This is a genomic window from Kribbella sp. NPDC104740, assembly GCF_055583505.1.
Genome location: NZ_JBVJNV010000006.1, coordinates 385781 through 411583 on the forward strand (window position 1 = coordinate 385781; position 25803 = coordinate 411583).

At 71.1% G+C, this 25803-nt stretch carries 19 protein-coding genes; 12 read left to right on the forward strand and 7 right to left on the reverse strand.

Translation table 11 applies throughout. The features are described from left to right. The first annotated feature begins 57 nt into the window (after window positions 1-57). Genes ACZ6Z4_RS29875 through ACZ6Z4_RS29885 form a run of 3 tightly spaced genes read left to right on the forward strand, consistent with a single transcriptional unit; the run spans window position 58 to window position 3729 of the window. A complete protein-coding gene (locus ACZ6Z4_RS29875; RefSeq protein WP_465571425.1) occupies window positions 58-1092 on the forward strand; it encodes an IclR family transcriptional regulator in 1035 nt (344 codons plus the stop codon). Further along, on the forward strand, window positions 1082-2938 hold the full coding sequence (locus ACZ6Z4_RS29880) for a CoA transferase (RefSeq protein WP_465571428.1): 1857 nt from the start codon (window positions 1082-1084) through the stop codon (window positions 2936-2938). Before ACZ6Z4_RS29875 ends, ACZ6Z4_RS29880 begins: the two co-directional genes overlap by 11 nt. Then, entirely contained in the window at window positions 2935-3729 is a 795-nt protein-coding gene (locus ACZ6Z4_RS29885) for a citryl-CoA lyase (RefSeq protein ID WP_465571432.1), read from the forward strand. The genes ACZ6Z4_RS29880 and ACZ6Z4_RS29885 overlap by 4 nt, the downstream gene beginning before the upstream one ends. Before the next feature lie 1107 nt (window positions 3730-4836). On the opposite strand, the gene ACZ6Z4_RS29890 is transcribed toward ACZ6Z4_RS29885, so the two are convergent. Continuing rightward, window positions 4837-6507 carry an AMP-binding protein gene (locus ACZ6Z4_RS29890; protein WP_465571437.1) on the reverse strand — a complete coding sequence of 557 codons (1671 nt, stop codon included), beginning with the start codon at window positions 6505-6507 and terminating at the stop codon, window positions 4837-4839. Between the two features lie 662 nt (window positions 6508-7169). Continuing rightward, a complete protein-coding gene (locus ACZ6Z4_RS29895; RefSeq protein ID WP_465571440.1) occupies window positions 7170-8045 on the reverse strand; it encodes an SDR family NAD(P)-dependent oxidoreductase in 876 nt (291 codons plus the stop codon). A 49-nt stretch (window positions 8046-8094) separates the two neighbouring features. On the opposite strand from ACZ6Z4_RS29895, the gene ACZ6Z4_RS29900 reads away from it, so the two are divergent. Further along, window positions 8095-9222 (forward strand): M24 family metallopeptidase, encoded by a 1128-nt coding sequence (locus ACZ6Z4_RS29900; protein ID WP_465571445.1) that lies wholly within the window; start codon window positions 8095-8097, stop codon window positions 9220-9222. Window position 9223: 1 nt separating this feature from the next. On the opposite strand, the gene ACZ6Z4_RS29905 is transcribed toward ACZ6Z4_RS29900, so the two are convergent. Next, complete coding sequence (locus tag ACZ6Z4_RS29905) at window positions 9224-10186, reverse strand: GlxA family transcriptional regulator (RefSeq protein ID WP_465571448.1); 963 nt, start codon at window positions 10184-10186, stop codon at window positions 9224-9226. Between the two features lie 70 nt (window positions 10187-10256). On the opposite strand from ACZ6Z4_RS29905, the gene ACZ6Z4_RS29910 reads away from it, so the two are divergent. The 3 genes from ACZ6Z4_RS29910 to ACZ6Z4_RS29920 all read left to right on the forward strand — a co-directional run bounded on the left by ACZ6Z4_RS29910 (window position 10257) and on the right by ACZ6Z4_RS29920 (window position 14336). Beyond that, window positions 10257-11531: an MFS transporter gene (locus tag ACZ6Z4_RS29910; RefSeq protein ID WP_465571451.1), complete on the forward strand. Its 1275-nt coding sequence runs from the start codon at window positions 10257-10259 to the stop codon at window positions 11529-11531. Between the two features lie 46 nt (window positions 11532-11577). Beyond that, entirely contained in the window at window positions 11578-12084 is a 507-nt protein-coding gene (gene soxR / locus ACZ6Z4_RS29915) for a redox-sensitive transcriptional activator SoxR (protein ID WP_465571456.1), read from the forward strand. A 134-nt stretch (window positions 12085-12218) separates the two neighbouring features. Beyond that, window positions 12219-14336 (forward strand): RecQ family ATP-dependent DNA helicase, encoded by a 2118-nt coding sequence (locus tag ACZ6Z4_RS29920; RefSeq protein ID WP_465571459.1) that lies wholly within the window; start codon window positions 12219-12221, stop codon window positions 14334-14336. A 10-nt stretch (window positions 14337-14346) separates the two neighbouring features. Here ACZ6Z4_RS29920 and ACZ6Z4_RS29925 read toward each other — a convergent pair whose 3' ends face one another. Next, the gene (locus tag ACZ6Z4_RS29925; RefSeq protein ID WP_465571462.1) at window positions 14347-15708 is read right to left on the reverse strand and encodes a lamin tail domain-containing protein; all 1362 of its coding nucleotides are present in this window, start codon (window positions 15706-15708) and stop codon (window positions 14347-14349) included. 95 nt (window positions 15709-15803) lie between these two features. Continuing rightward, window positions 15804-16589 (reverse strand): ArsR/SmtB family transcription factor, encoded by a 786-nt coding sequence (locus tag ACZ6Z4_RS29930; protein WP_465571464.1) that lies wholly within the window; start codon window positions 16587-16589, stop codon window positions 15804-15806. A 126-nt stretch (window positions 16590-16715) separates the two neighbouring features. Here ACZ6Z4_RS29930 and ACZ6Z4_RS29935 point away from each other — a divergent pair, with 126 nt between their 5' ends. From ACZ6Z4_RS29935 to ACZ6Z4_RS29945, 3 genes are all read left to right on the forward strand, one after another. Next, window positions 16716-18194: an SDR family oxidoreductase gene (locus ACZ6Z4_RS29935; RefSeq protein WP_465571466.1), complete on the forward strand. Its 1479-nt coding sequence runs from the start codon at window positions 16716-16718 to the stop codon at window positions 18192-18194. A 21-nt stretch (window positions 18195-18215) separates the two neighbouring features. Beyond that, complete coding sequence (locus ACZ6Z4_RS29940; protein WP_465571469.1) at window positions 18216-19004, forward strand: GNAT family N-acetyltransferase; 789 nt, start codon at window positions 18216-18218, stop codon at window positions 19002-19004. Window positions 19005-19106: 102 nt separating this feature from the next. Next, window positions 19107-19850, forward strand: a complete 744-nt coding sequence (locus ACZ6Z4_RS29945) for an SDR family oxidoreductase (RefSeq protein ID WP_465571472.1) — start codon at window positions 19107-19109, stop codon at window positions 19848-19850. Window positions 19851-19941: 91 nt separating this feature from the next. Here ACZ6Z4_RS29945 and ACZ6Z4_RS29950 read toward each other — a convergent pair whose 3' ends face one another. Next, a complete protein-coding gene (locus ACZ6Z4_RS29950) occupies window positions 19942-21504 on the reverse strand; it encodes an adenylate/guanylate cyclase domain-containing protein (RefSeq protein WP_465571476.1) in 1563 nt (520 codons plus the stop codon). A gap of 336 nt (window positions 21505-21840) precedes the next feature. Here ACZ6Z4_RS29950 and ACZ6Z4_RS29955 point away from each other — a divergent pair, with 336 nt between their 5' ends. Continuing rightward, a complete protein-coding gene (locus ACZ6Z4_RS29955) occupies window positions 21841-22947 on the forward strand; it encodes a CapA family protein (RefSeq protein WP_465571479.1) in 1107 nt (368 codons plus the stop codon). A 3-nt stretch (window positions 22948-22950) separates the two neighbouring features. On the opposite strand, the gene ACZ6Z4_RS29960 is transcribed toward ACZ6Z4_RS29955, so the two are convergent. Next, window positions 22951-23709, reverse strand: coding sequence for a M28 family metallopeptidase (locus tag ACZ6Z4_RS29960; RefSeq protein WP_465571482.1), 759 nt, complete (start codon window positions 23707-23709; stop codon window positions 22951-22953). Between the two features lie 311 nt (window positions 23710-24020). Here ACZ6Z4_RS29960 and ACZ6Z4_RS29965 point away from each other — a divergent pair, with 311 nt between their 5' ends. Beyond that, window positions 24021-25799, forward strand: coding sequence for a M1 family metallopeptidase (locus ACZ6Z4_RS29965; protein ID WP_465571487.1), 1779 nt, complete (start codon window positions 24021-24023; stop codon window positions 25797-25799). Window positions 25800-25803 lie beyond the last annotated feature (4 nt).

Consider the following 25803-nt stretch of genomic DNA (forward strand, 5'->3'; position numbering starts at 1 on the left):
GCCGCCGGCGCACGGAGCGGTGTCGATTCGGCGGGTGTCGCCGGAGCGCGGGGCGACGTGGAGTCGACGGGAGTCGCGGGTCCGCGCATCGACGTGGAGTCGACGTCAGTCGCTGGAGCGCGGAGCAGCTCTGCAACGGGATCTGCTGGAGAGCGGACCAGCGCGGGTACAGCGGGAGCTGCTGGGGCGCGGAGCGGTGCGGGGTCGGCGGGAGCTGCAGGTGCGCTGAGCGGCACGGAGGCTGCTGGGGCGCGGCCGGGCGCGGAGGCGGCGCGGGTTGCCGGCGCGCGGAGCGGTGCTGCGTCAGCTGAGGTCGGCGGCGAGCGGGAGCTGGCCGGCGTACGGAGCGTGCACCGAGCGCTGGATCTGCTCGAGCGGTTCGACGACGAGCACCCGACCTGGACGCTGGCCGAGCTGACCGCCGCCAGCAAGTTGCCCAAGACAACCGTTCTGCGGCTGGTCACGACGCTGGAGCAGCGCGGCCTGGTGGCGGCGATCGGCCCCGGCCGGTACGCGATCGGCCCGGGCTTCCTGCGCTGGTCGCGGTTGAGCAGCGCGAGCATGGAGATCCCGCCGGCCGTCCGGTCCGCGATGGGCAAGCTGGCCGCCGACACAGGGGAGACGGCCAACCTGTACATCCGGGTCGGGCGGACCCGCGTCTGCCTCGCCCAGGCCCAGGGCACGCTGAGCGTACGGCACTCGATCGCCGTCGGCTCAGCCCTCCCGCTCTGGGGCGGCGCAGCGTCGAAGGTGCTACTGAGCGACCCGCCGGTGCTAGCGGCCGACCCGTCGGTGATCGACGATGTCGCAGGCGAGTCGCCGTACGGCAGCGACTTCCCGAAGAAGCTCCGCGCAATCGCCGCCGCAACAGGCGAGCGCGGCTTCGCAATCACCCACGGAGAACGCGAACTCGGCGCCTCCGGCGTCTCCGCTCCCGTACTCCGCTCCGACGGTCGCGTCGTCGCAGCCGTCGGCATCGGCGGCCCCACAACCCGCTTCAACGAGGAACGCCTCCCGGCGTACGTCCAGGCCGTACGCCGCTGCGCACGCACGATCAGCGCAACGGGCTGGAGCGGTTTCAGTGCCTCCTGAGATCCAGGGAGAGCGCGCTCCGAAGGTCGCACCTGCGCCCGACCCGCTGAAGTCGGGAGAGCGTGCAGCGGCGGTTGCGCCTGCGGCCGACCTGCCGGAGTCGGGGGAGCACGCTCCGACGGGCTGGCTCGCGAGCGACCTGATGGAGGCGGGAGAGCGCGCTCCGGCGAACGGGCCTGCGGCCGACCCGTTGGGGTTGGGGGAGCGTGCTTCGGCGGTCTCGCCCGCAGCCGACCTGCTCGACGGCGTACGGGTCCTCGACCTGACCAACGTCCTCGCCGGCCCGTTCGCCGGCTACCAACTCGGCCTGATGGGCGCGGACGTGGTGAAGATCGAGGTCCCCGGCACCGGCGACCTCGCACGCAACCTCGGCGGCGACCCCGAACTGAGCGCACGCGGCCTCGGCGTCTCGTTCCTAGCCCAGAACAGCGGGAAGCGCTCTCTCACCCTCGACCTCAAAGCACAGACCGGGCGCGAGGTCTTCGAACGCCTCGTCCGCGACGCCGACGTGCTGCTGGAGAACTTCCGCCCCGGCGTCCTCGAGCGCCTCGGCTTCAGCTGGAACGTGCTGCACGAGCTAAACGAAGGCCTCGTCTACTGCGCGGTCTCCGGCTTCGGCCAGACCGGGCCGATGCGCGGGCGTCCGGCGTACGACCAGATCATCCAGGGCCTGTCCGGCATGATGAGCGTCACCGGTATGCCGGAGAGCGCGCCCACGCGGACCGGCTTCCCGATCGCAGACACGCTCGGCGGGTACGCCGCCGCGTTCGCGATCTCGGCGGCTCTCGTGAAGCGCGCGCGGACAGGAAAGGGCAGCTACCTCGACGTCTCGATGCTGGAAACCGCAGTCGCCGCGATGGGCTGGGTCGTCTCCGACTACCTGGTCGCCGGCCGCGAACCACGGGCCATGGGCAACGAAAATGTCACCTCGGCACCCTCCGGCACCTTCGCGACCGCCGACGGCGCACTGAACATCGCCGCGAACAAGCAGGAACAGTACGTCGAACTGTGCACCGCACTCGGCCGACCCGAGCTGATCACCGACAACCGCTTCGCCACCCGCGAGGCCCGCAAGCAGCACCGGGCCGAGCTGACGCACGAGCTGGAGAAGACGCTCAGCGAACGCTCGGCTGCCGAGTGGGACGAGTTGCTGGCGACCAGCGGCGTGCCGGTCGCGCCGGTCCTGACGGTGCCGCAGGCGCTCGCCCTCACGCAGGTCTCGGAGCGCGCTCTCCTACACGAGGTGCCGATGCCGGGCGCCTCGGACCCGCTGGGTCCGCGAGCCTCAGGCGCGCTGACGTCACAAGCTTCGGGCGCGCTGCCGCGGCGAGCTTCGGAGTCGCTGCCGCCGCGAGCTTCCGACGCGCTGACGTCGCGATCCTCGGACCCGCTGACGTCGGAAGCCTCGGACCGGTCGATGCCGAGAGCTGCCGCGAACACCGGGGAGCGCTCTCCCCGCGCGGACGACGCGCACGGCTCCGGGGCCGCAGCACGCTCTCTGCGCGCGGACGGCGGGGATGACTCCGGGGTTGCGGCACGCTCCCTGCGCGGGGACCACGAGGGCAACTTCGGAGTCGCGGCGCGCTCGCTGGGCAGGCAAGACGGGGGCGGCGTGGGCAGGCGAGACGGGGACGACGAGGACGGCTCGGGCAGGGGAGACGGAAACGGCGTCGGGGCGGCGATGCGCTCTCTGCGTGTTCTCGGGAGCAGCGTGCACGTCGATGGGCGACCTGTCGGACCGACCAGCCCGCCGCCGTTGCTCGGCGAGCATGTCGACGAGGTTCTCGCCGGCGTCGGCTACAGCGCCGAAGAGATCGCCGACCTGCGAGCCGAGGGAGTCGTATGAGCGACGTTGCCGACTGGTGGTCGACCGCGATCACCGACATTCAGCCCGGCGTGATCCGCCTCCGTGGGTACGCCGTCGAGGAGCTGATCGGCGCGGTCAGCTACCCGCAGATGGTCTGGCTGATGACCCGCGGCGAGCTGCCGTCCCCGGCCGAGGCCGGGCTGCTCGAGCTCACCCTCGTCGCCGCCGTCGACCACGGCCCGCAGGCGCCGTCGATCGCCGCGGCGCGGATGGCGGCGTCCTGCGGCCTGGACCTGAACAACGCGATGGCGACCGGCGTTAACCTGCTCGGCGACGTGCACGGCGGTGCGGGGCAGCAGTGCATCGAGGTCTTGCAGCGCCTTGATGCATCAGGCGACCCGCCGGAGGAGGCGGCGCGTGCGTTGGTTGCCGAGTACAAGCAACGCAAGGCGTTCATCCCGGGCTTCGGGCACCGCTGGCATCCGTGCGACCCTCGCCGCGACCCGCTGATCACCGCGCTCCAGCAGGCTACGGATGCTGGGGCAGTCAGCGGTGAGTACCTACGGTTGGCTCTCGCCCTGGAGAAAGTACTTGCTGAGGGCACCAAGCCGGTGCCGATGAACGTAGATGGTGCGACGGCGGCGATCTACGCCGAGCTCGGCTTCGCCCCCGAGCTCGCCCGCGGCCTGTTCGTGCTCTCGCGCTCGGTCGGCCTGCTCGCTCACGCCTGGGAGCAGCAGCAGGAGCCAACCCGCATCAAGGGCCCGCTCCCGAAGGGCATCAATCCGACGTACACCGGTCCAGCCCCCCGCTCGCTTCCCGACCAATAGGCACCACCCGGAATCCCATGAGGCACGCCTAACCCGGGGTCCACCGCCAGCCTCACGCCCAGAGCCGCCGCCCGCCCGCCTGGCATCCGCGCCCGCAGGCCCGGACTTCAACGCCATCCGCCTCACGCTCGCGCGCCTTCGCCTCCGCCTTCGCCTTCGCCGCCGCGCAGTGCAGCTTGGTCTCGGCGATCCACCGGTCGGTGGTCGGCTCCAGTGGAAGAGCGGCCCGGTCACCGCGGGGCGGCCGCCGCCGAGCCTCACGTCCGGAGCCGCCGCCCGCCCTGGCTTCCGCGCCCGCAGGCCCGGACTCCAACGCCGTCCGCCTCACGCTCGCAGGCCTTCGCCGCCGCGCAGTGCAGCTTGGTCTCGGCGATCCACCGGTCGGTGGTCGGCTCCGGCGGAAGAGCGACCCGCTCACCGCGGGGCGGCCGCCGCCGAGCCTCACGTCCGGAGCCGCCGCCCGCCCTGGCATCCGCGCCTGCGAACCCGGCCCTCAACGCCACCCCGCGCAGGCTCGTGGGCCTCCACGGTCGTGAAATCTCCGCCCCGCAATCACCGTCGGGCAACCGCTGCCGCGCAACACCGTCGGCAACCGCGTCCGGGCAACCGCCGCCGCACAGCACCGCCAGGCAGCAACCGCCGCCGCGCAACGCTGTCGAGCAGCAACCCGGTGGGAGCAGCATGAGCCCGCAGGCTCTCGACGCGCCGGCTCACTCGGTGGGTGCGACGCCCACCACTGTCCAAGGCAGCGACACGCCGGGGGCGGCGGGCTTGGATGCGGCGTGTCGTGAGGTTGATCAGTGGTGGGCGTCGGCCGATGGTCTCGTCGGGCCGGGTGGACGACCAGGATGTGGTCTGCGTCGCGGACAGTGGAGAGCGAACGGCTCGCGCGGATCCCCAGCGCTCACCAAGCCGCCGCCGCGCCGGCTGGCGTGCCGGGTGGGGCCGGCGGTGAGGGCGGCGGCGAGAGCGGCGGTCGAGGCGCGGAAGGTGCATGCGCGGATCCCCAGCACTCACCAAGTCGCCGACACGCCGAGCGGCGAGCGGGTGGCGCGGCGTGTCGCCGACTTGGTGAGTGGTGCAAGTCCGCGCCAGAGGCGGAGCCGATCAGGTTTCGGGGAGCTCCCGCTTGACGACCTTCCCGGTCGCGGTTCGCGGCAGCTCCTCCACGACCACCACCTCGCGCGGCGCCTTGTAGCGCGCCAGGTTTGCCCGCACATGCTCGATCAGCTCATCACCCGTCGCACTGGCGGGATCGAGTACGACGTACGCAACCAACCGCTGCCCGAACTCCTCGTCCGCTACACCGATCACCGCGACATCCCGCACCGCGGGGTGCGTGAGCAGGCAGTCCTCGACCTCGCCCGGGTACACGTTCTCGCCGCCGGAGACGATCATGTCGTCCTCGCGGCCGTCGACGAACAGCCTCCCGCGCGCGTCCAGGTGTCCGAGGTCGCCGGTGCTCATCCGGCCGTCGACGACGGTCTTGCTGCTGCCGTCGGAGTACCCGCCGAAGACGAGACCGCCGCCGGCGAAGATCCGCCCGGTCTCGCCAGCGTCCAGTGGGCGGTCGTCGGGGCCGAGGATGCGGACCGAGCTGCCGAGGCACGGGCGCCCGACGGTGCCGGGGGCGGCGACGAGGTCGGCGGAGGACGCGATGGTCGCGATGCCGATCTCGCTCGATCCGTAGGCGTCGCAGAGGACCGGGCCGAACGTGGTGATGAAGCGCTCGGCCAGCGAGGGCGGGAGCGCGGAGGCGCCGGAGACGACGGCGCGCAGCGAGGTGACGTCGTACCGGGCGAGCTCGGTGGGGCCGAGGTCGAGGAGGCGTTGCAGCATCACCGGTACGGCGACGACCGCGCCGGCGCGGGTCGCGTCGATCGACGCGAGCACGGCGGCGGGGTCGAAGCGGCGGGCGAGGACGAGCGGGGAGCCGAGGAAGAGGGCGAGCATCGAGTTGAGCAGGCCGAGTCCGTGGAACAGCGGCGGGCAGATCAGCATCGGCTCGCCAGCGCGGAGCCCGAAGCGCTGGAGAGCGGAGGCGGTGAGGCCGGCGAGTCCGAGGGCGGTGGGGGCGCGGGGCGCGGCTTTCGGGGTGCCGGTGGTGCCGGAGGTGAGGATGGTGATGTGGCCGGGGCGGTCGGGGAACGGCGGCTCGGGGGCGCCTGAGGTCGCCAGGTCGTCCAGGGTGCCGTGCGGCGCGCCTTCTACGTCCGCGCTGACGACCGCGCCCGCGCGAGGGTGTCGGCCGGTCGCGCCGACGACCGCCCCAGCGCGACCGCGTCGGCCGGGGGTGTCGCGGCTGCGGTCGCTCGCGTTCTCTTGCCAGCCGAGCACCGCCGGCAGATCCTGCTCGACGGCGAACTCCTCGTCGTGCACCAGCAGGTCGGGCCGGTGCTTCTCCAGTACGGCGGCCAGCTGCGGGGGAGCGAACTCGGTGTTCACGAACAGCACGTCCGCGCCGAGCCGCGACGCGGCGAGCGTCGCGGCGAGGAAGTACCGATGGTTCCGGCAGAGCACCGCAACCTTGCTCCCGGCAACGATCCCGTGCTCGGCGTGCAGCCCGGCGGCGATCGCCGCCACCCACTCGTCCAGCTCGCGGTAGGTCAGCGTCCCGCGCTCGTCGATCACCCCGGCCCGGTCCGGGAACCGGATCGCCGCGATCGCGCCGAGCGCCGCCATCGACTGCCCCCAGCGCCGCAACGCCCGCTCGATCCCCAGTACCTGCAGCGGCCCAGCCGACCGCCAGACCCCGGACCGCGCCAACGCAACCGACACGCCACCAACCTCAGCCGCACCGCGCACCAACCACTCCGGCGCCCGCATCGGCCCGATCGGCCGCACCGGCGGCCTCATCGCATGCCCCCGGCTCGCCGCTCCTGCGGTGTCGCCTGCGTGTTCACAGCGCACCGCCCCCGCGCGACCGCCGAGCGGATCGCCCGCATACCCTCGCCCGGCGCGTGCCGCGCCAGCACACGCGGCGTCGCCGGGATGGGGGCGAGAGCACCGAGTCGCTCGATCCGCACGTTCTCGCTAGGCATCGCTCCCGTGCCATCGCCTCGCGCCCGCTCACTCCGCGCGCTCTCGCCCGGTGTCGCTCCCGCGCCATCGCCTCGCGCCCGCTCATTCCGCCGCTTCCGCCCGGAGTCGCTCCCGCGCCAATGCCCGGCGCCCGCTCATTCCGCCGCTTCCGCCCGGAGTCGCTCCCGTGCCACCGCCCGGCGCTCGCTCATTCCACGCGCCTCCGCTCAGAGTTGCTCCCGCGCCAGCGCGTCTCGCCCGCTCACTCCGCGCGCTCTCGCCCGGTGTCGCTCCTGCGCCATCACCTCGCGCGCTCATCCCGTGCGCTCCACCCGGCGTCGCTCCCGCACCACCGCCCGGCGCGCTCACTCCACGCGCTCCAGCGCGGAGTCGCTCCCACGCCCCCGCCCCACGCCCGCTCATTCCGCCCGCTTCCGTTCGCTACCCCTCCTGAAATACTGCTCGAACAACCGATCCGTAGGCACCCGCAAAAGGTTGCCCAGCGCATCAGCCGGTCGTACCAGCGGCGGCGTGATGTTGTGCGGCTTCTCCGCCACCGCCCGACACACCTGATCAGCCGCCTGCGAAGGCGACAACCCCGGCAGGCTGTTCAGCAGCGGCGTCGGTTCGCTCATCCGCGTGTGCACCAACCCCATGTACACCGTCGAGGTCGTCACCCCGTCCTGCCGCAGTTCCTGCGAGATGCAGCGCAGCCACACGTCGAACGCGCTCTTCGACGCCAGGTACGCCGACCAGCGCGCCATCGGCGGCGTACGGACGCCCGCTGTCGACACGTTCACGATGTGCCCGGCGCCGCGCTCGCGCATCGACGGCAGCAGCTCGAGCACCAGCTTGGCCGGCCCGAGGTAGTTCACCGAGTTCGTACGCTCGATGTCGTGGAAGCGCTGGTAGGAGTCCGCGATCGACCGCCGGATCGACTTGCCCGCGTTGCTGACCAGTACGTCGACTCGCCCATGGTCCCGCAGTACGTCGGCCACCAACTGCTCCACCGACGCCGGATCGGCCAGGTTTGTCGGGTACGCATCAGCCCGTCCGCCCGCGGCCCGGATCTCCCCGGCGACGACGTCGAGCTGTTCCGCGGTCCGCGCGACCAGCAGCACGATCGCCCCGGCCGCGGCCAGCCGCCGGGCTGTCGCCTCGCCGATCCCGTACGACGAACCGGTGACCAGCACGACCTTGTCCCGGACCGCGTCGGCGAGCCGCGCGTCCGGGATCCCGCTCCGGCCGTTGATCAGCGCGACGAGCAGCGGCCATCCCGGCGGTTGTTTGTCCATGCGGCCGATATTACTTACAGGTAGCTTCCAGGGACATAGGGTCGGCTGCATGAGTCGTCGACAGTTGCACCAAGTAGCTCCGGAGCCCGCTGTGCTCAGGAGGAGGCTAGAGCGAGCGCAGGAGGTCGCTGCGGGGACCGGTCTGGTCGTTGCGCCCGGTTCTGACCTGCGGTACCTGATCGGTCAGGGCGGTGGCTCGTTCGAGCGGCTCACCGCGCTGGTCATCCCGGCAGCGGGTGCTCCTGCGCTCGTCGTACCGAAGCTGGAAGCACCTGGGTACGCCGACGTGCCGCTGGCCGAGCTGGGCGTCGACGTGCTGACGTGGGTCGACGGCGACGACCCGTACGCGCTGGTGGGTGAGCGGCTGGGCAAGCCGGAGCAGGTGGCGGTCAGCGACTTCGCCATCGCCCTGCACGTGCTGGCGCTGCGGCAGGCGATGCCGGCGGCCGAGCAGGTGTTGGCCGGGCCGATCGTGCGGGAGCTGCGGATGCGCAAGGACGCGGCCGAGATCGCTGAGCTGCGCGCGGCCGGGGCGGCGATCGACCGGGTGCACGCGCGGGTCCCGGAGTTCCTCCGGGCCGGGCGGACCGAGGCGGAGGTCGGTGCGGACATCGCCGCGGCGATCGTCGAGGAGGGGCACACGACGGCGGAGTTCGTGATCGTCGGGAGCGGGCCGAACGGCGCCAGCCCGCACCACGACGTGTCGGACCGGGTGATCGAGTCCGGTGACGTGGTGGTCGTCGACATCGGTGGGCCGCTGCCGTCGGGGTTCAACTCCGACTCCACCCGCACGTACGCCGTCGGTGAGCCGCGGGATGCGGACGTGCGCGCGACGTACGGCGTACTGCAGGAAGCGCAGCAGGCAGCTGTCGACGCGGTGCGACCTGGTGTGACTGCTGAGTCGATCGACGCTGCTGCCCGGTCGGTGATCGCCGCTGCTGGCTTCGGCGACTACTTCATCCACCGGACCGGGCACGGGATCGGGCTGGACGTGCATGAGGAGCCCTACATCGTTGCCGGCAACCAGCTGGTGCTGGAGCCGGGCATGGCGTTCAGCGTCGAGCCGGGGATCTACCAGGCGGGCCGCTGGGGTGCGCGGATCGAGGACATCGTCGTCGTGACCAGCGACGGCGTGGAGTCGGTCAACAACCAGCCGCACGAGCTGGTGATCGTCTGAGCTAGGCGGCTCTGAACATCTTGCGGTAGGCCAGCGGCGAGACGCCGAGGCTGTTGCGCAGGTGGTGCCGCAGCGAGGCCGACGTACCGAGCCCTGCTGCTTCAGCGATCCGGTCGACCGGCAGGTCTGTCGTCTCCAGCAGGTGGCAGGCGTGCCGGATCCGCTGCTGCAGCAGCCAGGTGCCGGGGGACTGGCCGGTCTCGGCCTTGAAGCGCCGACTGAACGTGCGCACACTCATCCGCGCGTACGACGCCAGGCAGGCCAGGCTGAGCTCCTGGTCGAGCCGCTCCAGCGCCCACGCCCTGGTCGGCCCGGTGCCCTCAGTGCCCTCGTCCGGGATCACCCGCTCGATGAACTGGGACTGGCCACCGTCCCGCCACGGCGGTACGACGCAGTGCCGGGCGGCGCGGTTCGCCACTTCGCTGCCGAAGTCGCTGCGGATCAGGTGCAGGCACAGGTCGACGCCGGCGGCCAGCCCGGCCGAGGTGACCACGTCGCCGTCGTCGATGAACAGCAGGTCCTCGTCGAGCTTCACCTGCGGGTAGAGCGCGCGGAACAAGTCGGCACGGATCCAGTGCGTCGTCGCTGGCCGGCCGTCGAGGATCCCGGCCGCGGCCAGCACGAACGCGCCGGTGCAGATCGAGGCGATCCGGGTGCCCGGGCGGATCAACGCGAGCGCCTCGGCGACGTCGTCGGGGAGCGTGCCTCGGCTGCGCGGCTCGGGGAGGTAGGTGCCGGGGATGATCACGGTGTCGGCCTCGGCGAGGATCTCGGCGCCGAAGTCCGGGACGATCGTGAACCCGGCCGCGGCCCGGACCGGTTCGGCGCGGACGCCGCAGACCTTCACGTCGTACAGGTTGGTCCCGTCGGTGCTGGTCGCGTTGCCGAAGACCGTCGGCGGGATGGTCAGGTCGAAGCCGACCACCGGGTCCAGGGCCAGGACGGCGATCCGGTGCGGGCTCATGGCCATATCTTGACACATGGTGGCGGTCAGGCCACTGGTTTGCCGCGAAACCGGTCCGCATACTCGCTGGGTGACCGAGATCCTGGAGAAGAAGACGTACCGGCTGCACCGCGCCTGGCCGGTCGCTGCCGTCGGGTTCGTCACGCTGATCGGCGCCGCCGGCTTCCGGTCGGTGCCCAGCGTGCTGCTCGACCCGTTGCACGAGGAGTTCGGCTGGTCGCACGCGACGATCTCGGCCGCCGTCTCGATCAACCTGCTGCTCTACGGGCTGATCTCGCCGTTCGCGGCCGCGCTGATGGACCGGCTCGGGCTGCGCAAGGTGGTCAGCGGCGCCCTGGTGCTGATCGCGCTCGGCAGCGGGCTGACGATCTTCATGGACTCGTCGTGGCAGCTGCTGCTGTGCTGGGGGCTGCTGGTCGGCGTCGGAACCGGCTCCATGTCGATGACGTTCGTGGCGACGATCACCGGGCGGTGGTTCGTCGAGCGGCGCGGGCTGGTCACGGGGATTCTGACGGCGGCTGGTGCTACTGGGCAGCTGGTGTTCCTCCCGCTTATTGCTGCGCTTGCTACGTCGTACGGGTGGAGGGTGCCGGCACTGGTCGCGGCTGGTGCCGCGCTGGCCGTGGTGCCGTTGGTGCTGCTCTTCCTGCGGGACTACCCGAGTGACGTCGGCCTGCGCGCGTACGGCGCCCCGGAGGGGAGCTTGGCCGGGCAGCGGGTGACCACCACTGGTAGCAGCGCGCTGCGAGCGCTGACGGCGCTCCGGGACGCTTCTCGCCGTCCGGCGTTCTGGTTGCTGGCCGGTGGGTTCGCGATCTGCGGGGCGTCGACGAACGGACTGGTCGGGACGCACTTCGTGACCGCCGCGCACGACCACGGCATGCCGGTGACGACCGCCGCGTCGCTGCTCGCGCTGGTGGGGATCTTCGACGTCGGCGGGACGATCGTGTCGGGCTGGCTGACCGACCGCTGGGATCCGCGGTACTTGCTGATCGCGTACTACTCGCTGCGCGGTCTGTCGCTGCTGGTGCTGCCTTCGCTGCTCGGGCCGACGGCGCAGCCGAGCGTTTGGGTGTTCATCATCTTCTACGGGCTGGACTGGGTGGCGACTGTTCCGCCGACTGTGGCGCTGTGCCGGGAGTGGTTCGGCGTGGACGGGCCGATCGTCTTCGGCTGGGTGTTCGCGTCGCACCAGGTGGGTGCTGCGCTCGCTGCTACCGGCGCTGGAGCGATCCGCGACGTGCAGGGGAGCTACAACCTCGCGTGGTACCTGGCGGGTGGGTTGTGTGCTGCTGCCGCACTGATGTCCGCGAGCATCGGGCGGCGTCTGGTCGTCCCTGCCTGATCGGCTAGCCTCGACTTTGGTTGAGGTTGGTCGAAGGGAGCAGGTCATGGACATCGAACCGGGTGAGCTCACCGTCGGACAGCTGTCCGACCGCAGCGGTGTCGCGATCTCCGCGCTGCACTTCTACGAGCGCCAGAACCTGATCCTCAGCCGCCGCACCGCCGGTAACCAGCGTCGCTACAAACGCGACACGCTGCGCCGCGTCGCGCTGATCCGGATCGCGCAGCGTGTCGGCATCCCGCTCGCCGAGGTCGCCGCGATCCTGGCGCTTCTTCCCGACAACCGCACGCCCACTCGGCAGGACTGGGAGCACATCTCGGAGTGCTGGCAGGCCGAGCTCGACCGCCGCATCCTTCAGCTCGAACAACTGAGAGACGACTTCAAGGACTGCGTGGGCTGCGGTTGTTTGTCGTTGGACCGTTGCGGGTTGGCCAATCCGTACGACGTACTGGCGAAGAACGGGCCGGGGCCGCAGCGCTTGGTTGATCCTGCAGGCAACCCGTGTCACCCGGGTGCGGCGTGCCAGGACAGCACCTGCGGAGCAACTGCGTAGGCGCCAGCTCGGGGTGGTGGGGTGCCGAGCGAAGCGAAGGCCCGGGGCGGCCGGCTCCTCTCCCTCCCTCGCTTTTCCACAGGTTGGGCGATGGAGCCCACGCGTTGGGGGTGGGGGCGTCTAGGGTCTTTGCCATGGGTGATGCGTTGAAGCTGTCCGAGGCTCGTGCGGCGACTGCTGCTGGGGTGATCTCCGCCATCGCGGGGGAGTCGGCTCGGTTGCGGGAGGACCAGGAGACGGCGGTTGCGGCGCTGTGTGAGCCCAATGCCCGGGTGCTCGTGGTGCAGGCGACCGGGTGGGGCAAGTCGGCGGTCTACTGGGCGGGCACGGCGATCCGGCGGTCGGAAGGCGCCGGGCCGACGTTGGTGGTCTCGCCGTTGCTGTCGTTGATGCGGGACCAGGTGGCCGCGGCGGCGCGAGCAGGCCTGCGGGCCGCGACGTTGAACTCCTCGAACTTCGACGCCTGGTCGGACATCGAGAACGATCTGCGCTCGGGTGCGATCGACGTGCTGCTCGTCTCGCCTGAGCGGCTGGCCAACCCGGGGTTCGGCCGTCGCGTGCTCGACGGGCTCGCGGGGCAGATCGGGCTGCTGGTGATCGACGAAGCCCACGCGGTCTCCGACTGGGGGCACGACTTCCGCCCGGACTACCGGCGCGTCTCCGACGTACTCCAGAAGCTCAACCCGAAGACCCCCGTCCTCGCCACCACAGCGACCGCGAACACCCGCGTCACCGAGGACGTCGCGCACCAGCTTGGTGCCTCCACGCTCGTCCTCCGTGGACCGCTCGCGCGCTCGAGCCTCCAGCTCGCGGTCGTCGACGCGCTGTCCCCGCTCGACCGGTTCGCTTGGGTCGTCGACCACCTCCCGAAGCTCCCCGGTTCCGGCATCGTCTACACGCTGACCGTCGCCGACGCGCAGCGCCTGGCCGCCGCGATCCAGGAGGTCCACGGCGCGGCCGTCCCCGTCGCGGCGTACACCGGTGGCCTGGAAGCCGGCGAGCGCGAGTTCCTCGAGGACGCGCTCCGCGAGAACCGCCTGAAAGCGCTCGTCGCGACCTCCGCGCTGGGCATGGGCTACGACAAACCCGACCTCGGTTTCGTCGTCCACGTCGGTTCGCCGCCGTCGCCGGTTTCGTACTACCAGCAAGTCGGCCGGGCCGGCCGCGGCATCGACCACGCGGTCGTCGCGCTGCTTCCATCGGACGCCGACGCCGGCGTCTGGGACTACTTCGCGACCGCGACCATCCCCGTCCCCGAGCAGGTGAACCGGCTGCTCGCCGGCCTCTCGGCGTACGGGCCCGATCAGCCGGCGACCGTCCCGTCGCTGGAGGCCGAGACCGGGCTCCGCCGCGGCCGCGTCGAGCTGATGCTGAAGCAGCTGGCGGTCGACGGCGCCGTCGAGCGGGTCGAGCGCGGCTGGGTGCGGACCGACGCCGAGTGGACCTTCGACGCCGCCCACTACGACGGCATCGTCGCCGTACGCCGCCGCGAGGCCGACATCATGCGCGCCTACACCCGCGGTGAACGTTGCCTGATGCAACTGCTCCAGGAGTCGCTGGACGACCCGACCGCCGAGCCGTGCGGCCGCTGCTCGGTCTGCCTCGGCCTGCTCCCGGACCCGCTCACCGCCGCGCCTGATCCGGCGACGGTCGAGACGATCACCCGCCAGCTGCGCGGCGAGACCCACGTCCTCGAACCGCGCAAGATGTGGCCGGGCGGAGCCTTCGGCGCGAAGGGCAAGATCCCGCCGGCGTTGCTGGCCGATCCCGGCCGCACGATCGTGTACGCCGACGCGCCGGAGTGGCGCGAGGTGCTGCGCTCGGTCTTCGGCGACAGCCCTGATCCCGCGCACGTCGAGGCGCTGAAGTCCGGCTGCGTCGCGGCCCTGTCCCGCTGGCGCGACGCCTGGTCCCGCCGGCCCGAGGTGGTCGTCCCGCTCCCGGCAGCCGGGTATCGCCCGCTCACGACGGCGATCGCCGACCACCTCGCCGAGATCGGGCGGCTGGAGCGCACCGAGCTCACCCTGCACCCGTCGGCGCTCGACGAAGGTCTGTCGTCGGCCGAGGAGGCGAAGGTCTGGCGCGACGCGATCGAGATCGACGGAACGACGACACAGGCGGTCGCGGGCCGCTCGGTCCTGCTGGTGGTCGACGCGTCGTCGTCCCAGTGGCCGATCACCGTCGCGGCCGCCAAACTCCGCGAAGCAGGAGCGGCCGCCGTACTGCCGCTCCTGATCCACAGGCGTCCGTAGGAGGCGAGGACTAGCAGTTCAGCGTGCCCGAGCGCAGTGCGTGGTTGGCGTCGTTCGAGTCGTCGGACCACACGACCGGCTTGTGTCCGCCGCTGCAGGTCGGGGCGATCGCGAAGCCCTCGTTGTTGAAGTTGCCCATGCCGGTGGGGCGGGCATAGACAGCGGTCGATGCGAACTTGCCCGCCGTGTTGATCGCGAGCGTCGACGTACGACCGTCGCATGTGTCGTCGCAGGCCGCCCACAGCCGACCGGTCGAAGGTTCGAACTCCAGGTCCATCACCGCGCTGAAGCCGCTCGGGATGGTCGCGACGCGAGCGACCGCGCCGCCCTGCGACAGCGCGTACGCGTAGATCGTCCCGTTCGCTTCGAGGCCGACGAAGAAGAGTCCGGAGCCGTGGCCCGGGTACGAGCCAGGGGAGTACGCCGACCCGGTGCGTTCGTCGCGGAAGCCGTGGGCGGTGAGGAAGCTGTCGGGGATCCACGAGATCCCCTCCGGGCCGCTGTTCGCCTCGACTGAGGGGAGGTCCGACTTCAGGTTCCACTCCGCTGTCGCGTTGGAAGACCCCGAAGGATCGAAGCGCAGCACCTTCGGCAGGCTCGTGCCGCTCTTGCTGTTGTCGCGCTCGGTCGCCACGAACAGACCCTCAGGCGTGTGCACGACACCCTCGGCGTCCGGATCGCCGCTTCCGTTGGCGTACCGCAGAGTCTTCGTCACATCCGCCCGCCACACTGACCCGTTCGGGACCAGCCGGTACAGCTTCCCCGGCCCGTTGTTCGCCGCCCACAGCACCCCGGCCGACTCGAACGACAGGCCACTCAGGTTCTCCCCGAACGCGTTCGACGCGTCCGCGACAGCGACCGAAGACCCACCCGGCCAAGCGCCCTGCGACGACCCGCCACCACTGCACGCGTTCGCCGAGCCCCGAGTCGAAGCGGTCGTCGTCGCGAACCCGCCGACCCCATCCGCGCACCGCCCGTACGTCGTACTGGCGTGCTCGCTCCACTCGTACGAGTCGATCAGCGTCGAGCCCTTGTACAGCCGCGCCTCGACGTCGCTACCCAGCCCGTACGACGACTCGACGTCGAGCACCAGGTACCCGCCGGCCGCGATCGACGTCCCCGACTTCACCTTGTACGAGTGCGAGTTGTCGTTGTCCTTGACGATCCAGCCCGAGACGTCCGCGGCCGTCGTACCGGTGTTGACCAGCTCGACCCAGTCGCCCGGCGACCCGCCGTTGGACTCGATCTCGTTGATCCGGACCGGACCGGGTTCGGCCGCGGCGGCCGAAGCCGCTCCCGAGAGTCCGAGCGCGAGAACCGACAGAGCAGCGGCGGCGCAGGCCGCCTTTCCACGCCAATGTGTACGCAGCACAGCTGTGGTCCTTTCCTCACCGGGAGCAGCAGACGCCGCACCTCGGGAAAGCTTCAGCGACACCGACAGCCAGCAGCTGAACACACAGCGAATTGTCAGCTCCGCAGCGCCACGCTGGTCTCGGTGAACGACTTCAGGTCCGCGATCAGCCGCACCCACCCCTCGCCGACCATCTCCCGGATCCGCGAGCCGGGCTCGAACCCGGTGTGGACGACGGTCAGCTTCACTTGGTCGTCCACCGGCTCGAGGGTGAACGTCACCGTCGACAGCGGCTCGTCCTTCGTCGCCGCCTCGTCCTCGGCCGACAGCCCAGCGGCCGCCGCGAACTCCGGCGTCACCACGTGCCACGTGTAGGCGAGTCGCCGATAAGGCTCGTGCTCGACGACCTTCTGGCCGGCGCCGGCCATCGTCACCTCGCCCATCTTCCACTCCATCGGCGACCCCGGCTGCCAGTCGGTCTCGTGGTGCAGCCCCCAGTACTCGGTGGTGAACTCGGGCTCGGTCAGCGCCCGCCAGAGCTTCTCGGGCGTGGTCCGGATGTAGGTGGTGTAGACGAAGTCGTTGTCGCTCATGGTCTGCTGCTCCAAGGTGGTCTTGAGGTCGGCGAGCAGGCGGACCCGCCGCCGGTCGTACCGGGTGATCCACCGGTCCGCGATCGCGTTGATCGGTTCGGCGTTCAGGTAGTGCAACTTCTCCCGGCCGCGCCGCACGGTGCTGACCAGGTTCGCGGCCTCCAGTACGGCGAGGTGCTTGCTCACCGACTGCCGCGCCATCGCCAGCACCGCGCACAGCTCGCGCAGGGTCTGGCCGTTGCGCGCGTTCAGCTCATCGAGCAGCCGGCGCCGGCTGGGGTCCGCGAGAGCGCGGAACACGTCGTCCATCACGCTGTGCACTCCTAACAGGCAGCTCAGTGGCTGCCTTTTTACGATAGGCAGCCAAAAAGCTGCCTGTCAAAGTGCTGCACAACTTCGGCATGACTTCGACGCGCGCAGGGCACTCGTCTGGCTGTGACAGACCCCGGAAAACTCGTCCTGGTCACCGGCGTGACCGGTTACATCGGCGGCCGCCTGGTCCCCGAGCTGCTCAAGGCCGGCTACCGCGTCCGCGCGATGGCCCGCAACCCGCGCCGCCTGGAGAGCCGCGACTGGTACGACGACGTGGAGGTGGTCGAGGCCGACGCCGCCGACCAGCACCAGGTCGAGGCCGCGCTCGAAGGCGTCGACGTCGCGTACTACCTGATCCACGCGCTCGGCACCGGCAAGAAGTTCGAGGCCCGCGACCGGCACAGCGCGCGCACCTTCGGCGCGGCCGCACGCCAGGCCGGGGTCGGGCGGATCGTTTATCTCGGCGGGCTCTATCCCGAGGGCGAGGAGCTGTCGCCGCACCTCGGTTCGCGCCGTGAGGTCGGCGAGATCCTGCTCGCGTCCGGCGTACCGACGACCGTACTGCGGGCGGCGGTGATTCTCGGTTCCGGGTCGGCGTCGTTCGAGATGCTCCGGTACCTGACCGACCGGCTGCCGGTGATGGTGACACCGCGCTGGCTCGACACCCGGATCCAGCCGATCGCCGTACGGGACGTGCTGCACTACCTGGTCGGCAGCGCCGCGATGCCGGCCGAGGTGAACCGCGGCTTCGACATCGGCGGCCCCGACGTGCTCACGTACCGCCAGATGATGCAGCGGTACGCCGATGTCGCGCATCTCAAGCGCCGCCGGATCGTCACGCTCCCGCTGCTCACGCCGTCGCTGTCGAGCCACTGGGTCGGCCTGGTGACACCGGTGCCGAACAGCATCGCCCGGCCGCTGGTCGACAGCCTGATCCACGAGGTGGTTCGCAAGGAGCACGACATCGCGCGGTACGTGCCCGACCCGGCGCCAGGGCTGATCGGCTTCGACCGGGCGGTCGAGTTGGCGCTGAAGCGCATCCAGGACCTCGATGTCACGACGAGCTGGGCGTCCGCGGCGACTCCAGGCGTACCGAGTGATCCGTTGCCGAGCGACCCGGACTGGGCCGGCGGTTCCCTGTACGTCGACGAGCGGGAGAGCGCGATCTCGGCGACGCCGGAGCAGCTCTGGGCAGTGATCGAGGGGATCGGCGGCGGCAACGGCTGGTACTCCTGGCGGCTCGGCTGGTGGGCACGCGGGCTGCTCGACCGGATCTTCGGCGGGCCCGGACTTCGGCGCGGGCGCCGGAACCCGAAGGACCTGTCGGTGGGCGACCCGCTCGACTGGTGGCGCGTCGAGGAGATCGACGAGCCGAAACTGCTGCGGCTGCGCGCCGAGATGCGGCTGCCGGGGCTGGCCTGGCTGGAGCTGATCGTCGACGAGGACGCCGAGGGGCGGACCGTCTTCCGGCAGCGCGCGCTGTTCCACCCGCGCGGGCTGCCCGGGCAGCTGTACTGGTGGGCGATCAAGCCGTTCCACGGGATCGTCTTCGGCGGGATGCAGCGCAACGTCGCCGAGGCCGCGGAGCAACAATCGTCTTGACGCGGGCCTGACCATAGAGGCGTGGAGATCAACAGCCTGGGCTACCGGACCGACCTCATACTGCTCTCGCTCGGCGGGAGTGTGGTGAGCGACGCCGCCGATCACGTGGTGGTGCGGACGCCGCAAAACCCGACCTTCTGGTGGGGGAACTTCCTGCTGTTGCGGTCGGCGATCGGCGCGGGGGAGCTGGGCCGGTGGCTGGAGGTGTTCGCGGCGACGTTCCCGGATGCCAAGCATGTTGCCTTCGGCATCGACTCGGTGGACGGGTCGGCGGCTGACGAGGACGAGCTGGCGGCGGCCGGGTTGCGGATCGAGCGGAGCACGGTGATGACCGCGCGCTCGGTCGTTCCACCGGCACGGCCGAACACGACGTCGGAGTACCGGTTCCTGAGCAGCGACGACGACTGGGAGCAGCTGATCGGTCTGACGCTGGCGGCGAACCCGATGGACCTCGACGGGTACGAGGACTTCGTACGCCGTCGCGAGGCCGCGCACCGGGTGGTTGTCGAAGCGGGGCACGGGCAGTGGTTCGGGGCGTTCGAGGGCGGGCGGCTGCAGGCGTCGCTGGGGTTGCTGACGGACGGGTCGGGGGTGGCGCGGTTCCAGGACGTTCAGACGCATCCGGACGATCGGGGTCGGGGGATCGCGAGCACGCTGGTGCACACTGCGTCGGAGTACGGGTTCGGGGAGTTGGGCGCGGAGACGCTGGTGATGGTGGCGGATCCGGAGTACCTGGCGATCCGGATCTACCGGGCGCTGGGGTTCGAGGGGACCGAGACGCAGATCCAGCTCACGAAGCCTGCGCCGTAGGCGCGGGAAGCTAGGCGGGGGCGCCGGGGGGAGGAGGGTGCGGGGAGCGCGGTGCCTCGACGCGTGCGGGCCCGGACGCGGGCGGCGTGAAAGGGTGGACGCATGACTGGTTCGCGTGGGGTTGCGCTGGTGACGGGTGGGAGTCGCGGGATCGGCGCGGCGGCCGCGATCGCGTTGGCCGGTGACGGGTGGGACGTCGGGATCAGCTACCGGACGCGTGAGGACGAGGCCGCACATGTGGTCGCCGCGTGTGAGGCTGCGGGGCGGCGGGCGGTCGCCGTACGGGCGGATGTCGCCGAGGCTGCTGAGATCGAGTCGCTTTTCGACGCGGTGACGCGGGAGCTGGGCGCGATCGGGGCCGTGGTCAGCAACGCGGGGATTGTTTCGCCTGCTGGGCGGGTCGATGAGTACGACGTCGAGCGGCTCGAGCAGGTGTTCCGGGTGAACGCGATCGGGGCGTTCCTGGTGGCGGGTGCGGCGGTGCGGCGGATGTCGACGGCGCACGGCGGCGCGGGCGGGGTGATCGTGAACGTGTCGTCGCGGGGTGCGGTGCTCGGGTCGGCGGGGGAGTACGTCGACTACGCGGCGAGCAAGGCCGCGGTCGACACGCTGACCCTCGGGCTCGCGAACGAGGTCGCCAAGGAGGGGATCCGGGTGCTGGGGATCCGTCCCGGGCTGATCGAGACCGAGATCCACGCCGAGGGCCGGCTGGAACGGATCGGCACCACCCCGCCGCTCGGCCGCCCGGGCAAGGTCGAAGAGGTGGCCGAGCTGATCGCGTTCCTGGCCTCGGACCGCGCGTCGTACATGACGGGCTCGATGGTGGACGTCGCCGGCGGCCGGTAGGGCCGGAGCACCCCGGGGCGCGTTTCCCGCGCTGCTCCCGCCCGCGCTGCTCCCCGCCCGCGCTGCTCCCCGCCCGCGCCGCGGGTCCGCGTCAGCTGTTCGGGTGCGCGAGACGGGTTGAGGTCGGTCGGCCTCTCACCGTGATCTCCTCACCGGCGTGCCAGTGCGCGGCCTCGGACGGCGCCGCTTCGTCCACCGCTGTCATCGACGCCACCACATGCCGGTCGGTCTGCTTCGCCAGATCGCTCAACCGGGCGGCCTCGTTCACGGGGTCGCCGATCACCGTGTACTCGTACCGCCGTACGTCGCCGACCGTCCCGGCGACCACCGTGCCCGCGGTGACCCCGATCCCAGCCGTTGCCTCCGGCAACTCCTCGGTCAGCCGCTCGGCGAGCGCCCGGCCCGCCCGGAGAGCGCTCCCTGCCGCATCCGGGAGCTCGGTCGGCGCGCCGAAGACCGCGAGCACCGCGTCCCCGGCGAACTTGTTCACGAATCCGTCGTTGCGGTCCACCTCGTCGACCACGACGGCGAAGAAGCGGTTGAGCAGCTGAACCACTTCGGCCGGCGGTCGCCCAGCGGCCAGCTCCGTCGACCCGACCAGATCCACGAACAGCACGGCGGCGAACCGCTCCTCGCCGCCGAGCGAGTCACTCGTCAGCGCCTCCCGGACGACGTCCGGTCCGACGTACCGGCCGAAGACGTCGCGGATCCGCTCCCGCTCACGCAGCCCTGCGGCCATCTGGTTGAAGCCGGACTGCAGCGACCCGAGCTCGGTGCCGTCGAAGACCGGGATGCGGACGTTGAGCTCTCCGTCGCCGATCACCGAGAGCGCGTTCCGCACCGAGCGCACCGGCGCGACCACGGACTTGGCCGACAGCAACGTGAGCAACCATCCGCAGACCAGGACGACCGTGCCGAGCACGAGGATGATCACCGAGAGCCGGGTCGACGAGACGTCCTTCTCGATCAGCGCGATCACCGCGGTCAGCATGAGCCCGAGCACCGGTACGGCGGAGCCGGCCGCCCAGAAGAACACCGTGCGCGCCTTCAGCCCGGCCGCGAGCAGCCTGCGCGGCGGCGCGCCGTCCGCGAGCGCCCGCGCGGCGATCGGCCGGAGCGCGAACTCGGTCAGCAGGTACGACGCCGCGCAGGTGACGATGCCGCCGTCGAAGGTCGTGACTAGAACGCGGAGCACGCTCTCCGGCTGCAGCGCCAGCGTGAGCAGGCTGAAGAAGATTGTCCCGAGCAACCACAGGACGACCTCGATCATGGTCAGCCGCAACGGCAGCTGCAGCGTCGCGATCTGCTCCTTGCGGGTCGCCGGGCGGTCCTGCAGCACCCAGTTGGTCACCCGGAGCGCGAGCCGTGTGCTCCAGACCGCGCCGACCAGCAGCGCGAACAGGAAGTACGACGGGAACGCGATCCATCGGACCAGGCTCAGCTCGTCACCGACCGGCGGACCGGGCAGCACCCAGACCGCGAGCACGAACACGACGACCGCGCCGATCACGTTGGTGCCGATCGAGAAGAAGGTCAGCAGCAGCTGTACGCGGATCCGCAGCACGCGCGGGCTCTGGTCGACCGGACCCAGCAACCACGACCCGAAGGGCCTGCGCTGCAGCACCACTTCGGGGCTGCTGCTCTCCGGCATCATGCCTATAGTCTGCTGGGTCCGGGCGCTCGAGCGGAGCACCGCCCCGCGGTTGGGCCGGGTCGCTACCGTGGCCGCATGGGTGTGCGGTGGAAGCCGTGGGCGCTGACGGCGGTGGTGATCGCCGGGGCCGCCGCGTGCTCGGAACCCAGCCGGAGTGAGGCGCCAACACCGTCCACCGCTACCAGCCGGAGTGATGCGCCAACACCGTCCGTCGCTACCAGTCAACCGCCCGCTTCTCCTCCCGCTCCACGCGAGCCGCTGGTTGTCGTCGTTCACCCGACTCGTGCGGCCCAGGACGTCGACCTGGCCACCGCCCGCCGGGTAGCCGCGGGTGGCGTGAAGACCTGGCGCGGTTTCCGCATCGTCACCAGCGCCGACCAAGTAGCCCGCGACCTCGACGCTTTGGCCGTCGTCCCCGCCTCCAAGGTCACCCCGATCGTCCGCCCCTGGACGGTCAACGGCATCGACCCCCTCGCCGACCCCGCCAAGTACGCGCTGACCATCGCAGGCAGCACACCCCAGCAGGTCGTCAACCTGACGATCGGCGGCGACGTCATGCTCGGCCGCCGCGTCGCGACAGCAGCCGCCCGTACGGGCGACGTCTCCCGCCCGCTCCGCGCCATCGGCCCACGCCTGAGATCCGCCGACCTCACCGTCGTGAACCTCGAGAGCACGCTCTCCCGCGCCGGAAACCCCCAGCAGGGCGGCGACTCCTTCGCCGCTCCGCCCGGCGTCGTCGCCGGCCTGCGCGACGCCGGTGTCGACATCGTCTCGCTGGCCAACAACCACACCGGCGACTTCCAGGACCGCGCCCTGGTCGAGACCGTCCGCCAGGTCCGGGCCGGCGGCATCCAACCGGTCGGTGCCGGAAGCAACTACACCGAGGCGTCCCGCCCGGTGGTGGTGACCCGCGACGGCGTCCGCTTCGGCTTCCTCGCCTTCAACGCGATCGGCGAGACCCCGCGCGCCACCGCGACCAGCCCAGGCGCGTTCGAGCTGCGGATGCCCCCGCGCACCGGCCCGCTCAACCAAGCGGATCTCGCAGCGCTGACCAGCCGCATCCAAGCACTCCGCAAGACCGTCGACGTGGTCGTCGTACTGCCGCACTGGGGTCAGCAGTACACCCACGAGCCGGTTCCAGCCCAGCGGACCGTCGCGGCTGCGCTCACCCGCGCAGGCGCCGACCTGGTGATCGGCGGGCACCCGCACTGGGTGCAGAGTGCCCAGTTCTCGGCGAACAAGGCAACGGTGCACTCGCTGGGCAATCTGGTCTTCGACATGGACTTCTCGCAGCAGACGCAGGAGGGGGTCCTGCTGGAGCTGACCTACTGGGGCAAGACGCTCAAGGCGGCGAGGCTGACGCCGTACGTGATCGGCGCGGACTTCAGCCCGCGGGTGGTGAGCGGTGCCCGGGCGGAGGCGATCCTCGCCGACCTGCGCTAGCAGCTAGCCGAGCCAGCTGACGAGCACCTTGCCCATCCGGTCAAGCTGAGCAGGATTGACGACGTTGGGCAGGTCGCGGGCGCTGTGATAGGCGGCGTACGGCGTACTGCCGAGGCGGGCGCCCGGGAGTCCGGCGCGGACGAAGGACCAGTGGTCGCTCGACCTGTTCACGCAGCTGCGCGTCCGTACGCCGACGCGCGCCGCTGCTGCCAGCAGCTCGTTGCGGGTGGTCAGCTGCGAGTCGTTGGCCGAGCAGGCTGGTACGACGGTGCCGACGCCGACCCGATCGAGCGAGACCATGCCGCGGACCGCCTGCCGCTGCGCGGTGGGTAGGGAGGCGACGTAGGCGCGTGAACCGTAGTGGTGGTTGGCGTCGCCGTCGCCGCGCGGCTCCTCGGCGCCGAAGGCAATGAACGCGGTCGGGAGGCGCGGGGTGGCGAGCTGGGCGGCGCGCAGCAGGACGGCGATGCCGGAGGCGTTGTCCTCGGCTCCTGGTGCCTGGGGGACCGTGTCCAGGTGGGCGCCGACGACCAGATGCGGCTTGCTGGGATCGAAGCCGGGTCTGGTGGCGATGAGGTTCCAGCTGGTGCCGGCGCGGACCGGTACCTCCCAGGAGACACCTGCAGGAACCTGCAACTTCTGACGGCGGACTTGATAGCCGGAAGCTTTGAACCGACCCTCCAACCACGCCAGAGCTCGCAGATAGGTGCTGCTGGTCGCTTCCCGTGGGCCGAGCCCGGCCAGGTGTCGCACGGTGGACATGGGGTCGTCCACTACCGGCGGGGGAGTCGGGGTAGGCGTTGGAGTCGGGGTGGTCCGAGTGCTGGGGCTGGCAGGAGGAGGTGTCGTGGGCGCGGGTGACACCGTGCTGCTGGTGCAGGCGGTGGCCGCCAGCACGGTGAGCAGAACAGCGATGCGCATGCCTCCATCCTGCCCACGCTGGGCAACTTGGCACGGTGCTGCCCCTGGCTCTAATCGGCCGCGTCATCGGCCTGTCCGCTGGGTAGTGTCCAGCGAACGACGTCTGCGAACGACCGCGGCGAATGACCCCCTGAATGCCTCGGGAGCCCCCTGTGACCCACGACCGCCACTCCTACGCCGAACCGGCCCTGGTCCGTACCACCCATCTGGACCTGGAGCTGGATCTCGACTTCACCGCCAAGGTGCTGGTCGGCACCGCCACGCACACCCTGGCCTGGAGTGGGCCCGGCGACCGCCTGATCCTGGACAGCCGCGACCTGACCGTCCTGCAGGTGGAGGGCTCGACCGCTGACGGCTGGGAGCCGCTGGAGCACAACCTGGCCTTCCCGGACGACGAGCTGGGCTCCGCACTGACCATCCGCACCGCCGGGCACGAGCAGGTCCGCGTGAGCTACCGGACCGCGCCGACGGCGACCGGGCTGCAGTGGCTGGAGCCGGAGATGACAGCAGGCGGCGTGCTGCCGTTCATGTTCAGCCAGTCGCAGGCGATCCACGCACGCAGCTGGGTGCCGGTGCAGGACACCCCGGGCGTCCGCTTCAGCTACAGCGCGCACGTCACCGCGCCGCCGGAACTGATGGTGCTCATGAGTGCCGACAACGGCACTCAGTCCCGTCGTACCGGTTCGTACGACGTGGTGATGCCGGAGCCGATCCCGTCGTACCTGCTGGCGATCGCGGCCGGCGACCTGGTGTTCGAGCCGATCGGTGAGCGGGCCGGCGTCTGGGCCGAGCCGGAGATGGCCAAGCGGGCCGCCACCGAGTTCAGCGACACCGAGGAGATGATGCGCGTCACCGAGGCGCTCTTCGGCCCCTACCGCTGGGGTCGGTACGACGTCCTGGTGCTGCCGCCGTCCTTCCCGTACGGCGGGATGGAGAACCCGCGGATGACGTTCGCCACCCCGACCGTGGTGATCGGCGACAAGTCCCTGGTCAGCGTGATCGCGCACGAGCTCGCGCACAGCTGGTCCGGCAACCTGGTCACCCAGGACAGCTGGGACGACATCTGGCTGAACGAGGGCTTCACGTCGTACGTCGAGAACCGGATCGTCGAGGCGGTCTACGGGACCGAGCTGGCGGTGATGGAGACCGCGATCAAGCAGCACTCGACCGTGCTCAAACTCGACCCGCTGACCCCGGCCCAGCTCGCCGTCGAGCTACCGGGGCTCAATCACGGCACCGAGTACCACGGCACGACCTCGCTCGGGCCGCTGAAGGGCTCGTGGTTCCTGTCCTGGCTCGAGGAGCGGTTCGGGCGCGAGGTGTTCGACCCGTTCCTGCGCGGGTACTTCGACCGGTTCGCGTTCCGCAGCATCAATTCCGAGGACTTCGTCGCGCACCTGCAGGAGCACCTGCTGACGCCGCGGCCCGGTGTGGTGACGGCGGACGAGGTCGCGGCCTGGCTGGACGAGCCGGGCATCCCGCAGTTCGCGGCGCGGGCGCAGTCGGACCGCTTCGAGGTAGTGGACCAGTTGCGCGACAACTGGCTGCGCACCGGTGAGCTGCCGGCCGGCGGCAAGAGCTGGACGACGCAGGAGTGGCTGCGCTTCCTGGACGCCGCGCCGGACGTGCTGAGCGCCGAGCAGCTGCAGGAGCTCGACCGCGAGTTCGCCCTGACCGGTACGGCGAACGGCGAGATCGCCCGCCGCTGGTACTCGATCGTTGCCGCCAGCGCCTACACCCCGGCGTACGACGAACTGGCGACGTTCCTGACCCGCGTCGGCCGGATGAAGCTGGTACTGCCGGTCTACAAGGCGCTGAGCGCGTCGGAGGAGGGCCGGGAGTTCGCGGCGCGGGTGTTTGCGACCGCTCAGCCCGGCTACCACCCGATCACGACCGCTGCGGTCCAGAAGATCCTGGCGGCCGCCCGCTAACGTC